The sequence below is a fragment of the Ezakiella massiliensis genome (assembly GCF_059862345.1).
In genome coordinates this window covers 579,871-591,606 of the sequence record NZ_JCBCEO010000001.1, presented here as the reverse complement: position 1 = coordinate 591,606, position 11,736 = coordinate 579,871, and the positions used below count along the sequence as shown (strand labels likewise).

General features: G+C 37.3%; 14 protein-coding genes. 12 read left to right on the top strand and 2 right to left on the bottom strand.

All coding sequences use genetic code 11. The annotated features are described in order from the left end of the window. Nucleotides 1-11: 11 nt before the first annotated feature. Entirely contained in the window at nucleotides 12-899 is an 888-nt protein-coding gene (locus AC6FXG_RS02740; protein ID WP_500571466.1) for a phosphate ABC transporter substrate-binding protein, read from the bottom strand. Nucleotides 900-1,107: 208 nt separating this feature from the next. On the opposite strand from AC6FXG_RS02740, the gene AC6FXG_RS02735 reads away from it, so the two are divergent. The 3 genes from AC6FXG_RS02735 to AC6FXG_RS02725 all read left to right on the top strand — a co-directional run bounded on the left by AC6FXG_RS02735 (nucleotide 1,108) and on the right by AC6FXG_RS02725 (nucleotide 3,164). After that, nucleotides 1,108-1,470: a DUF2089 domain-containing protein gene (locus AC6FXG_RS02735; protein ID WP_500571465.1), complete on the top strand. Its 363-nt coding sequence runs from the start codon at nucleotides 1,108-1,110 to the stop codon at nucleotides 1,468-1,470. Between the two features lie 13 nt (nucleotides 1,471-1,483). Continuing rightward, complete coding sequence (locus AC6FXG_RS02730; protein WP_500571464.1) at nucleotides 1,484-2,587, top strand: DUF4097 family beta strand repeat-containing protein; 1,104 nt, start codon at nucleotides 1,484-1,486, stop codon at nucleotides 2,585-2,587. A gap of 133 nt (nucleotides 2,588-2,720) precedes the next feature. Beyond that, nucleotides 2,721-3,164, top strand: coding sequence for a hypothetical protein (locus tag AC6FXG_RS02725; RefSeq protein ID WP_500571463.1), 444 nt, complete (start codon nucleotides 2,721-2,723; stop codon nucleotides 3,162-3,164). Between the two features lie 196 nt (nucleotides 3,165-3,360). Here the strand turns inward: AC6FXG_RS02725 and AC6FXG_RS02720 are convergent, their stop codons facing one another. Continuing rightward, a complete protein-coding gene (locus AC6FXG_RS02720) occupies nucleotides 3,361-3,822 on the bottom strand; it encodes a methylated-DNA--[protein]-cysteine S-methyltransferase (RefSeq protein ID WP_500571462.1) in 462 nt (153 codons plus the stop codon). Nucleotides 3,823-4,041: 219 nt separating this feature from the next. Between AC6FXG_RS02720 and AC6FXG_RS02715 the strand changes: the two genes are divergently transcribed. From AC6FXG_RS02715 to AC6FXG_RS02675, 9 genes are all read left to right on the top strand, one after another. Next, nucleotides 4,042-5,433: a tyrosine phenol-lyase gene (locus AC6FXG_RS02715; protein ID WP_500571461.1), complete on the top strand. Its 1,392-nt coding sequence runs from the start codon at nucleotides 4,042-4,044 to the stop codon at nucleotides 5,431-5,433. 196 nt (nucleotides 5,434-5,629) lie between these two features. Further along, complete coding sequence (gene pyrB, locus AC6FXG_RS02710; protein WP_075573456.1) at nucleotides 5,630-6,556, top strand: aspartate carbamoyltransferase; 927 nt, start codon at nucleotides 5,630-5,632, stop codon at nucleotides 6,554-6,556. Continuing rightward, nucleotides 6,550-6,987: an aspartate carbamoyltransferase regulatory subunit gene (locus AC6FXG_RS02705; RefSeq protein WP_500571460.1), complete on the top strand. Its 438-nt coding sequence runs from the start codon at nucleotides 6,550-6,552 to the stop codon at nucleotides 6,985-6,987. The genes pyrB and AC6FXG_RS02705 overlap by 7 nt, the downstream gene beginning before the upstream one ends. Beyond that, nucleotides 6,974-7,819, top strand: a complete 846-nt coding sequence (pyrF, locus tag AC6FXG_RS02700) for an orotidine-5'-phosphate decarboxylase (protein ID WP_500571459.1) — start codon at nucleotides 6,974-6,976, stop codon at nucleotides 7,817-7,819. The genes AC6FXG_RS02705 and pyrF overlap by 14 nt, the downstream gene beginning before the upstream one ends. Continuing rightward, on the top strand, nucleotides 7,809-8,522 hold the full coding sequence (locus AC6FXG_RS02695; RefSeq protein WP_500571458.1) for a dihydroorotate dehydrogenase electron transfer subunit: 714 nt from the start codon (nucleotides 7,809-7,811) through the stop codon (nucleotides 8,520-8,522). The genes pyrF and AC6FXG_RS02695 overlap by 11 nt, the downstream gene beginning before the upstream one ends. Further along, nucleotides 8,516-9,412: a dihydroorotate dehydrogenase gene (locus tag AC6FXG_RS02690; RefSeq protein ID WP_500571457.1), complete on the top strand. Its 897-nt coding sequence runs from the start codon at nucleotides 8,516-8,518 to the stop codon at nucleotides 9,410-9,412. The genes AC6FXG_RS02695 and AC6FXG_RS02690 overlap by 7 nt, the downstream gene beginning before the upstream one ends. Next, entirely contained in the window at nucleotides 9,412-9,981 is a 570-nt protein-coding gene (gene pyrE, locus AC6FXG_RS02685) for an orotate phosphoribosyltransferase (RefSeq protein WP_500571456.1), read from the top strand. The genes AC6FXG_RS02690 and pyrE overlap by 1 nt, the downstream gene beginning before the upstream one ends. After that, nucleotides 9,978-11,096, top strand: a complete 1,119-nt coding sequence (locus AC6FXG_RS02680; protein WP_500571455.1) for an NAD(P)H-hydrate dehydratase — start codon at nucleotides 9,978-9,980, stop codon at nucleotides 11,094-11,096. The genes pyrE and AC6FXG_RS02680 overlap by 4 nt, the downstream gene beginning before the upstream one ends. Then, the gene (locus AC6FXG_RS02675) at nucleotides 11,089-11,736 is read left to right on the top strand and encodes a hypothetical protein (protein ID WP_500571454.1); all 648 of its coding nucleotides are present in this window, start codon (nucleotides 11,089-11,091) and stop codon (nucleotides 11,734-11,736) included. The genes AC6FXG_RS02680 and AC6FXG_RS02675 overlap by 8 nt, the downstream gene beginning before the upstream one ends.

Genomic DNA, 11,736 nt, shown 5'->3' with positions numbered 1-11,736 from the left:
CTCCTTTAAAACTATTTTACAGGAACAAATCCTAGGTCGTGAAGGATAGCTTCGCCCTTATCTGATTTTAAATAATCCATAAAAGCCTTGGCTTCACCCTTTAATTCACCTTCGTGAACAATGATTAGTGGTCTTGAAATAATATATGAACCATCTAAGATTGTTTCTTCAGTTGCTGCAACTCCATTAACCTTGATAGGGAATAGTTTACCTTCGTTTTGGTTTGATACACCAAATGATGCGTAGCCGATAGCGTTCTTGTTTTCAATAACTTTTTGAACTAGGGCACCCATTGATGGAGCTTGGATAACGTCTTCGCGAACTGGTGTTTCACCCATAATAACTTTTTGGAAAACTTGGTGGGCTCCGCCGCCTAAGTCTCTAGCAACCACAACGATTTCTTCATCAGGTAGGCTTGGGTCAAAGTCTGACCATTTTTTGTATTCGCCTGAGAAGAATTTTTTGATTTCTTCGCTTGAAAGATCATCAACCAAATTGCAAATTGGGTTTTCTGGGTTAACAGAAATTGTGAGAGCGTCGATACCGATTTTATTTACAACCAAATTTTCAATTTCTTTTTCGCTGTCTTTTAAGTCACGAGCAAGCATACCAAAGTCTGCAGTTTTCTCTTGGATAGCTTTAATACCAGCACCTGAACCGCCAGTTGAAACATTTACTACAACAGGTTTGTCTGCAAGGCTGTCGTCGTATTCTTTCCATGTCTTGTAATTTGCTTTGAATTCTTCTGTCACTGCTGATACAACAGGTCCTAATGTTGAAGAACCAGCAAATGATAATTCTCCACTTGCGTCAGATGTTTTTTCGCCTGAATCAGCAGGCTTAGTGCATCCTACGAATAAAAGTAGAGCTGCAATAATAATTGCTAGTGTTTTTTTCATTAATATTTCCTCCTTTAAAATAAAAATGTTCATTTGATATTATAGCATTATTAAATATTTTTATCAAACCTATAAGATAAAAATGATAGAGCAAAATTTTAAAACGAAATTTTAAATATATTAATTTATAAATTAATTTTATTAATTTTATAAATAAATTTATTGACAAATATTAAAAGAGATGTTAAAATATACTTGAGGTGATCATATGGCAAATAAAAAATTATCATCCTGTCCGGTTTGCGGAGGATCTTTAATTATCAAAGAGCTTTCCTGCGAGAATTGCGGGACAACTATTAAAGGCGACTTTGAAGAAGACAAGTTTTCAAAGCTCAGCCAAGAGGAAAAAGATTTTATAGAAATTTTTGTTATGAAAAGGGGCTCGATCAAGGAGATTGAAAAAGAATTGGGCATATCTTATCCAACGGTTAGGAATAAGCTCGACGGTGTAATTAAGTCTTTGGGCCACGATGTAGGCAAAGAAGAGTCTAGGATAGATATCTTAAACAGGCTTAATGAAGGGGAGATTAGCCCGGAAGAAGCCACTGAACTTTTAAAAGAATATAAATAAAAAGGAGGGTCTTATGAGTAGAGAAAGAGAAATGATTCTAGAGATGCTAAAGGATGGCAAGATTACAAATGATGAAGCCTTAAAACTATTGGACGCCATTGGTGAAAACAAAAACCAAGAAAAGAAAAATACATCATCCAATAAGGTTTTTGATGATAGCTTTGTAGACAAGGTCACAGATTCCATTTCAAAGATTGGCACCAAGACCGAAGAGGCCATAAAGAAATTAAATCTGGATAATTTATGGGAAGGCATCAGCGTAAATATAGGGTCTTGCTTTGAAGATTTAAATGCCAGGACCAGGCAAGAGTATAGCCATGATCTAAATGAAGACGGCCAAGTAAAAGGCATTGATGTTGAAAATATACGCGGTAGATTGGACGTCATTACAGATTTGTCAGACCAAATAAAAGTTGAAATCGACATTAAATACGACGAAAGGGACAACAAGAACAATAAAAATGATTACTATGACATTTACCTTGAAGGAGACACTTTAAAGGTTAAACCAAAGTTTAAAAAATACAAGGCTGACTCCTATATTTCTGATATAAGATTGACTTTGCCAAAGAGGAATTTTGAAGAAATCAAATTAGAAAATGTTTCAGGTTGCATAGAGGCAGAAGGTTTAAATGCAAATGATGCAAACATCGAAGCAGTATCTGGCAAGGTCATGGTTAAAAATTCCAAGATGGATAAGGCCAATGTGGAAGCAGTGTCTGGCAAGGTTGAAATAGAAAATATTTCCGGCACAAATTTAAATGCAAGCACAGTTTCCGGCAAGGTCGTGGCAGATGAAATAGATTATAAAAACGCCTACCTAGAAACCGTTTCAGGTAAAGTCGAGATTGATGGCATTAAAAGTTCAGCTGAAAAGATTGACATTGAAGTTGTTTCTGGTAGCATAAATTTGGGATTAGATGGAGTTAATAAGCCAGTAAAACTCATAGGCAGGAGGAAGAAGAGATCAAATTCTAGGGAATTCTTCGGCTATAGGTTTACTAGATTTGAAGAGATAGGTAATAAAATCATAGCCTATACAGATGATTATGTAGATGATGAAAATAGTCTAATTATAAATCTAGAATCTTCCTTTGGATCTGTAAATATCGATTAATAAAAACAGATTATAATTATGAGTAGAATTAAAGCTTGAGAAAAATTAATTTGACATTGAATATTTTATATGATATGGTTAAGTTGACAGGAAGAATAATAGAAATCTCGACATTTTACAAGGGAGTGATACTATGAAAAAAAGAATTTCTTTCCTAGCCTTACTAATGGCAATCTTGTTTGCGGTTCCAACAATGGTTCTTGCGAAAGATGCAGAAGTAATTAGCATGGAAAATGAAATTGCTAAAATTTACAACTCAAAGGCAGTTATGACAGCACATGGTGTTGACATTAGTGTTGATTTGTTTTCAAAAGCTGACTTCAACAGAATTGGTGACTTGCTTCATATGTTAGCTGCAAGAGAAGACATGAAAAATAATCTTGCTCCTATGGGAAAGGAACCTGCAGGCAAATGTTATACCAAGACAACAACTGTATCCATGGATAAATATCAAAGCCACTCACAAAGTGTATACTATGACAATGGTGGATTTAGAGGAACACTCTATTTTGATAAATATGATATTGAAGGGTACAACAAAATTGTGTACTATAAAGGAGAAGTTTGTAGATACTAAAATTTAACTTATAGTTAGATTATTGATTTTTATTAATTCCTGTTCAGCTGGGTCCAATTTGGACCAGCTCGGATTATTACATTTATTATATATTAAAAGGCCTGGGCTAGTACCCAGGCTTTTGCGTTCAATAAATTATTATTTTAAATTTTCATTTAAACCTCCAGGTCTTATTATAATAGAAATTATGAAAAAATCATAGGTTAAATTTGTGGGCATTTGCTTTTTCCATATTGAGCAAAAAGTATTTTAAGTCCGCTCCATAGGCATAGGCTCCGGGATTATTTGTGCCCACAACTCTGTGGCAGGGAACAACAAAGGGCAGGGGGTTATTTTTCATGGCAGAGCCAACAGCCCGGGCTGCCTTGGGATTGTTAATTCTAAGAGCCAGGTCCTTGTAAGTGACTGTCTGACCATAGGGGACTTTTAATAATTCCACATAAACTTTTTCCCTAAAGGGAGTCGCATTTATTTTAATAGGCAGATCATCCAAGAGACCCTGGCCAGTAAAATAATCTGCAAATTTATTTTTAATTTCGCTTTGCATTTTATTTAAATTTTTATTTTCGTTTTCATCTGTCATTTCAATTTTAATAATCTGCGAGCCCTCACAGGTAATTTTTAAATTGCCAATGGCAGTTTTTATTACAAATCTCATTTATTAACCCCTCCTCATATAAGTATAGCAATTTTTAATTTGCTCTTCAACTTATAATTGATATCACTGATGGTTGATAAAGTACTAACTATTTTTGCAAAAAGTTATATTTTACTAAAAAATCCATTGACATACCCAATGCTTTTTAATATAATAAAGTTATAATAAGAGCAATGGAAAAAAGATTATTTTTCACTGCGAAAAACAAAAGGAGGATATATGAGCTATTTAGATTTAAGCAAATACCCAGCGGAGCCATTTAAAATTAAATCCGTTGAACCAGTTAAGATGATTTCAAAGGAAGAAAGAATCAAAGCAATTAAGGAAGCAGGCTACAACACCTTTAACCTAAAGAGTGAAGATGTATATATCGACTTACTCACTGACTCAGGAACAAACGCCATGAGTGACAAGCAATGGGCAGGATTAATGATTGGTGACGAAGCTTATGCAGGAAGCAGAAACTGGCTCTACTTAGAAGAAACAGTTAAGGAAATCTTTGGTTTCAAGCACGTTGTGCCAACTCACCAAGGTCGTGGTGCAGAAAACTTACTCAGCCACATAGCCATTAAACCTGGCCAATATGTAGCTGGCAATATGTACTTTACTACAACCAGATTCCACCAAGAAGCTAATGGCGGAATTTTCGTAGACATTATCAAAGACGTTGCCCATGACGCTGCAGCCAATGTTCCGTTTAAGGGCGACATTGACCTAGAAAAATTAGAAACTCTTATCAAAGAAAAGGGCGCAGAAAACATTGCTTATGTTTGCTTAGCTGTTACAGTTAACCTAGCTGGTGGACAACCAGTTTCCATGAAAAATATGAGAGAAGTTCATGAAATGTGCTCAAAGCATGGTATCAAAGTTTTCTTTGACGCTACTAGATGTGTTGAAAACGCTTACTACATCAAAGAACAAGAAGAAGGCTACGCAGACAAGACAATCAAAGAAATCGTTCATGAAATGTTCTCCTATTCAGACGGAGCTACAATGAGTGGTAAAAAAGACGGTATCGTAAATATCGGTGGCTTCTTAGCTATTAACGATGATGAACTCTTTGGCAAGGCCAAGGAAATCGTAGTTGTTTATGAAGGTATGCCTTCATACGGTGGTATGGCTGGACGTGATATGCAAGCTTTTGCAATTGGTCTACGCGAATCTCTGCAATTTGAATACATTGAACACAGAATTAAACAAGTTAGATACTTGGGCGACAGATTAAAAGAAGCTGGCGTTCCAATCGTTGAACCAGTTGGTGGCCACGCAGTATTCCTAGATGCCAGACGCTTCTGCCCACATCTAGAACAAGAACAATTCCCAGCTCAATCACTTGCTGCCAGCATTTATGTTGAAGGCGGAGTTAGATCAATGGAAAGAGGAATCGTTTCAGCTGGTCGTGATAACAAGACTGGTGAAAACCACAAGCCAAAACTAGAAACAGTTAGACTTACAATTCCAAGACGTGTTTACACATACGCTCACATGGACGTGGTTGCTGACACTGTTATTCACCTATACAAACACAAAGAAGATATTAAGCCACTTAAATTTGTATATGAACCAGCACAACTTAGGTTCTTCACTGCAAAATTTGATATCGACGAATAGAATTTACAAGAGGGATTTTAAATCCCTCTTTTTTTGCAAAAAATAAATCAAGAGCAAAGAAAAATATTAAAATTTTTTTGAAAAATGCTTGACAGGTATTTGGTCTTGATGTATAATTATTTAGATAAAAATCCACCGAGGGTGGTAGAGGCCATCCTTGTGGATGGCTTTTTTTAAAATCAGAATGGAGGATGCAATGCTTAAAGGAAGAAATTATATCGATCCGACAGATTTTTCTGTTGAGGAATTAGACGAGGTAATGAGTCTAGCACAAAAAATTAAAGATAAACCTGAATTATTTACCGATGTTTGCAAAGGTAAATTATTAGCTACCCTATTTTATGAGCCCAGCACGAGAACACGTTTTTCATTTGAAGCAGCCATGTTAAGACTTGGCGGTCAAGTTATTGGTTTCTCGGAGCCGGGCTCTAGTTCTGTTCAGAAGGGTGAAAGCTTACGCGACACAATCAGAACAGTTGGATGTTATTCTGATATTATCGCTATGAGACATCCAAAGGAAGGTGCTCCAAACTACGCACGCGAATATACTTATGTGCCACTAATAAACGCTGGAGACGGTGGCCACCAACATCCAACACAAACACTGACAGACCTTTTCACCATCCAAGAAAGCAAGGGCAAATTATCCGACATGGTTATCGGCCTTTGCGGAGACTTAAAATTTGGTAGGACAGTTCACTCACTTATCAAGGCCATGAGCATTAGAGACAATATAAAATTCGTCTTGATTTCTCCTGAAGAACTCCGCGTTCCAGATTATATTAAAAACATTTTAGATAATAAAAATATTGAGTACAAAGAAGTGGAAAGACTTGAAAGTGTAATGGGAGAATTGGATGTTCTCTACATGACAAGAGTTCAAAAGGAAAGATTCTTCAACGAAGCTGACTACATCAGACTCAAAGATTCATACATTTTGGATGAAGAAAAATTAAAATCTGCCAAAGCAGACCTTGCAATCCTCCATCCACTACCACGTGTAACTGAAATTGCAAACGAAGTCGATGATGACCCACGTGCATGGTACTTTAGGCAAGTTAAAAACGGAATGTTCGTAAGAATGGCACTTATTATGGAATTGTTGGGGGTAGAAGCATGTTAAGTATAAATTCAATTAAAAAAGGTATAGTTATTGACCACATCCACGCAGGACTCGGCGTAAAGATTTTCGATTATCTGGGACTTAGGGATGCTGATTACACAGTTGCCCTTATTATGAATGCTCAATCAGGAAAAATCGGCAAAAAAGATATTATCAAAATTGAAAACGTTATTGACCTTGACTTATCAGCTCTTGGTTTTATCGATCCTGAAATTACTGTAAATATAATTGAAGACGAAAAAATTGTAGATAAGATCAATTTAAGTCTTCCTGAAAAGGTTGTGGGAGTTATTCAATGCAAAAACCCAAGATGCATCACCAGTATTGAACGCGGTATTGAACACGAATTCCATTTGGTTGACAGGGAAAAGGGCATTTACAAATGCACTTACTGTGACCATCAAGTGGTAAAAGACGATGTCAATAAATAAATTATTTAAAAGAGTTGAGGAGAGGGGGCCCATCTGTGTGGGCCTTGATCCAAATCTTGACCACCTACCAGACTTTGTAAAAGACCTAAGCGTTGAGGAAAAAATTTTTTCTTATAATAAGGCAATTATTGACGCAACTCATGATTTGGTTGCAGTTTATAAGCCACAAGCCGCCTACTATGAAGGGGCAGGTCTGGAAGGACTAACAGCTTACAAGAGGACACTTGAATACTTAAGAAAAAAAGACGCTCTAATTATAAATGACGTTAAACGCTCTGATATTTCTTCAACTGCCAGCCAATATGCCAAGGCTTATTTTGAAGGTGATTACGAAGGCGACTTTGTAACATTAAATCCTTACATGGGCCTGGACAGTATTGAGCCATACATGGAATATGTGGAAAAGAAAAACAAGGGTTTATTTGTAATTATTAAAACTTCAAACCCAGGTAGCGCTGACTTTGAAGAGCTCATGGTTGGAGATGAGCCTCTCTATATGAATATTGGTAAAAAGATTTGCCAGATGGCTGGGAATTCTGTAAATGAATCTGGATATAGAAATATCGGTTTTGTAATTGGAGCTACCAACAAAAATGCAAATGAAGGTAAGATTATCAGAGAAACTTTTAAAGATGTATTCTTTTTAATACCTGGCTACGGGGCCCAAGGCGGCGGAGCTCATGATGCTATGGAACTTTTAAATGATGGCAATGGCGGAGTTGTAAATTCATCACGCGGCATTATCAGGGCCTTTGAAAAGAGTGAGAAATCTTTCGAAGAAGCAACCAGAGAAGCTGTTGAAAAAATGAGGAGAGATTTTAATGTCATATAAATTTGTAGAAATTTTAAATAAAGAAATCTTGACCGAAGAAGTTTTTACTTTGACTTTTGAAGGTAACTTTGAGGGCAAGCCCGGCCAATTTTATATGCTCAAGGTAAATGAATTTCAAGATCCACTTTTGGGCAGGCCGATTTCAATTTCAGATATATATGGAAAGAAAATTGTTTTCTTAATACAGATTATGGGAAGAGGCACCAAATATTTGTCCAACTTAAGAGTTGGTGACAAGGTTGGTCTTTTGGGACCCCTGGGCAATGGTTTTAATCTCACTGAAGGCAAAACTGCACTCTTAGCTGGCACAGCTGGCATTGCTCCCATGCTATATCTGGCAAAAAATTTAAAGATCAAGCCAGACTTATATGTGGGCTACAGGTCAGGAGAATATTATACTGACAAGTTCAAAGACTATGTAGAAAATATTTATATAGCCACTGAAGATGGCAGCGTTGGCCACAAGGGTTATGCTCTTGATATATTGGATGCAGAAAAGTATGATAAAATATACGCATGTGGGCCAATGCCAATGATAAATGCCCTTGTAAAAAAATATCCGAATGCAAATATAGAAGTGAGCCTAGAGGCCCGTATGGGTTGTGGTGTTGGCGCATGCTTGTCATGCAACTGCAAGACCAAGGACGGCCACATCAGGATTTGCAAGGAAGGACCAGTAATAAACGGGAGGGACTTATGTTAGAGACAAAATTTTTAGGTAAAGAATTAAAAAATCCCCTGCTCGTTGCAAGCGGCACCTTTGGATTTGGCACTGAATTTACTCCCTACATGGACTTGTCGAGACTAGGAGGACTTATTTCTAAAGGTTTAACCATTCGTGAAAAGGAAGGTAATAGCGGAATTAGAATTCACGAAACTCCATCGGGAATTATGAATTCAATTGGCCTACAAAATCCTGGCATTCCACACTTTATCGAACATGAATTGCCAGAAATGCACAAGCTAAATGATTATATAATTGCAAACTTGGGCGGCAATTCTCTGGAAGATTATATTGAGGGGGCAAAACTTTTAGATCAAACAGATGTTGATGCCATTGAATTAAATATTTCTTGCCCAAATGTAAAAGAGGGAGGCATGGCCTTTGGCATCCAATGCCAAGACGCATCAGTCGTCGTCAGAGAAATCAGATCAATTGTTAAAAAGCCTTTGATAGTAAAATTGTCGCCAAATGCTTTTGATTTAAAATCCATGGCCAAGACCGTCGAAGCTGAAGGTGCAGACGCCATTAGTTTGGTAAATACCTTTAATGCCTTGGCAGTTGATGTTGAAAGAAGAAAACCGGTTTTTGATAATGTGACAGCTGGCCTATCGGGTCCTGCCATTCGACCAATTGCCGTGAGGATGGTTCACGATGTTGTAAAATCAGTTAAGATTCCTGTAATAGGCATTGGTGGCATTATGACCGCTAGAGACGCCTTGGAATTTATTATGGTAGGTGCGACATTATTTGAAATTGGCACAGCCAATCTGGTAAATCCATCTGCTGCAATCGATATCATTGAAGGCATGGAAGAATATATGACAAGACACGGAATAAAGAGCTTAGATGAAATTAGGGGGATTATATAATGAATGTAAAAGAACTTATGATTAAAAGACACGCCTTGCTTGAAGGACACTTTTGCCTATCAAGTGGTAAGCACTCTGACCAATATTTTCAATGTGCCAAGGCAACTGAATATCCTGAAGACGCAGAATTTATTGCAGGTGAAATTGCAAAAAAATTAAGTGACGCTGGTGTAGAAGTTGATGTAGTTGTTGGACCTGCCATGGGCGGAATTATAATTGGTTATGAACTTGCCAGAGCTTTAAAAGTTAGAAGCGTTTTTACGGAAAGAGTTGAAGGTAAGATGACCTTTAGACGCGGCTTTAGAATTGAAGAAGGCGAAAGAGTTTTGATTTGCGAAGACGTAATCACAACAGGCAAGAGCTCAATGGAAACTGCAAAAGTCATCGAAGAAATGGGTGGCAAAGTTGTAGGCATTGGTGCCATTGTAGATAGGACAGTTGACAAGGTTGAGCTTCCAATCTACGCTGCCATTCACGAAGAAGCAAAACTTTTTGAAGCAGACGCTTGCCCCCTATGTGAAAAAAATATTCCAATTGAAAAACCAGGAAGCAGATTTTTAAAGAAATGATTGGAATTGATCTTGTAAAAATTTCACGCATTGATGAAATTATAAATAATAAAGGCTTAGACTTTGCACAAAAGATGGTTGGGTCAGACGCAGATAAGGCTGAGACTCTGGCCGGCCATTATGCTGCCAAAGAAGCCTTTGCCAAGGCTATGGGCACAGGGATTTCCACAGATATTTTAAAGAATTCAAAAGTTATTTATGGAAAAAATGGCCAACCTTTTTTGTCTTATAATGATAAAAGATATTTTATAAGCATTTCCCACGACGGGGATTATGCTGTGGCAAATGTTGACGCATCGAGTTTTATTGCTGACCAAAAATATTTGGATTTATTAAATAAGCGGCCAGAGGATTCCAACAAGGGGACTTTTGGCAGGCTGGGTTTAATCGCTGGCTACAATAACATGCCGGGGTCTGCTTTGCTTGCGACCGATGCCGCCTTTAGGTCCGGAGTCGGCTATGTCTATTTATATTCATCAGATCAAATGCTTCCAATTTTACAGAACAAATCAACCGAGGCTATTATTAATAGCTTTGGTTGCTTTTTTTTAAGGGAAAACTTTGATGCTATAGCCTTTGGACCAGGCCTGGGTTTTGAAATGCCAGATGTTGATAGGCTATTTGCTATTATAGAAAAAAACAATCTTCCAACTGTTATCGACGCTGACGGTTTTTATTATTTAAAAAAATATGGACTTGATACAGACCTTGTCATCACCCCTCATCCCAAGGAAGCCGCGTATCTTTTGAATTGTGATATTGATTATGTCTTGAAGAATAGAGAAGAAGCTGCACTTGAGCTTGCCAAAAAATACAAGGCCGTTTGCGTGTTAAAAGGTAATGGGACCTTGATTGCAGATGAGAAAAATAATATAATAGTAAATACAAGCGGATCAAACGCCCTTGCAACTGCAGGCTCCGGAGATGTGCTCACGGGCATTATCGGAGGATTCTTGGCCCAGGGGATGGGCGTATGGAATTCAGCAGTGGCTGGCGCTTACTTCCATGGACTTGCTGCAGATATTTTTTCTGCCAAATATTCCAAACGGTCTATGAAGTCAGGCGATTTATCCGCTATGTTAAAATATGCTTTTAGGGGAGAAGACAATGCTTAAGTACAGAAAATATATACTAGCAGCTACCATGACTTTGGCAGCTTATATGTTGGTTTGCGTTATTTTTAAAAAACCAGTAGATTCACTTTTGGCAGGTGGCCTTGCAGCCATGGTTGTCCTTGTACTATCCTGGTTGGATTTAAGAACCATCAGAAAAGAATTTGATTTGATGCGCCAAGCAGTTGCAGAATATGTAGCAGACAAGGATGTTGACAAATTCATTATTACAAATAAAAACTTAATCGAAAACTCAAATGACGAGAGTGTAAAGTCCATGGTTAAATTAAATCTTGCCGGCGCCTATGCTGATAAAAAAGATTTTAAACTTGCAAAAGAGACTTTAGATGATATTGAATTAAAAGATTTTGGCAAAAAAAATTATGAAAATGCCGCTCTCAATAAAATCATTATTTATTATATGATTGATGAATTTGAAGCTGGGGACAGACTTTTTGACCAGGCCCTACAAAGCGATAAGGTCAAGATAGATAATCCTTTATTTAAAATTACTGAAGTTATTAGGAAACACAGGGGAACAGAGGAAGGCCTTAGGATGCTTAGCGATTTGAATATGCAAGAGGGTATTGAACCCTATAGAAATATAATTACCACTGCAAAGATGATAGTGAAGAAGGGATAG

Coding starts and splice junctions, on each gene's coding strand:
- AC6FXG_RS02740 (WP_500571466.1), bottom strand. CDS start 899: ATGAAAAAAACACTAGCAATTATTATTGCAGCTCTACTTTTATTCGTA.
- AC6FXG_RS02735 (WP_500571465.1), top strand. CDS start 1,108: ATGGCAAATAAAAAATTATCATCCTGTCCGGTTTGCGGAGGATCTTTA.
- AC6FXG_RS02730 (WP_500571464.1), top strand. CDS start 1,484: ATGAGTAGAGAAAGAGAAATGATTCTAGAGATGCTAAAGGATGGCAAG.
- AC6FXG_RS02725 (WP_500571463.1), top strand. CDS start 2,721: ATGAAAAAAAGAATTTCTTTCCTAGCCTTACTAATGGCAATCTTGTTT.
- AC6FXG_RS02720 (WP_500571462.1), bottom strand. CDS start 3,822: ATGAGATTTGTAATAAAAACTGCCATTGGCAATTTAAAAATTACCTGT.
- AC6FXG_RS02715 (WP_500571461.1), top strand. CDS start 4,042: ATGAGCTATTTAGATTTAAGCAAATACCCAGCGGAGCCATTTAAAATT.
- pyrB (WP_075573456.1), top strand. CDS start 5,630: ATGCTTAAAGGAAGAAATTATATCGATCCGACAGATTTTTCTGTTGAG.
- AC6FXG_RS02705 (WP_500571460.1), top strand. CDS start 6,550: ATGTTAAGTATAAATTCAATTAAAAAAGGTATAGTTATTGACCACATC.
- pyrF (WP_500571459.1), top strand. CDS start 6,974: ATGTCAATAAATAAATTATTTAAAAGAGTTGAGGAGAGGGGGCCCATC.
- AC6FXG_RS02695 (WP_500571458.1), top strand. CDS start 7,809: ATGTCATATAAATTTGTAGAAATTTTAAATAAAGAAATCTTGACCGAA.
- AC6FXG_RS02690 (WP_500571457.1), top strand. CDS start 8,516: ATGTTAGAGACAAAATTTTTAGGTAAAGAATTAAAAAATCCCCTGCTC.
- pyrE (WP_500571456.1), top strand. CDS start 9,412: ATGAATGTAAAAGAACTTATGATTAAAAGACACGCCTTGCTTGAAGGA.
- AC6FXG_RS02680 (WP_500571455.1), top strand. CDS start 9,978: ATGATTGGAATTGATCTTGTAAAAATTTCACGCATTGATGAAATTATA.
- AC6FXG_RS02675 (WP_500571454.1), top strand. CDS start 11,089: ATGCTTAAGTACAGAAAATATATACTAGCAGCTACCATGACTTTGGCA.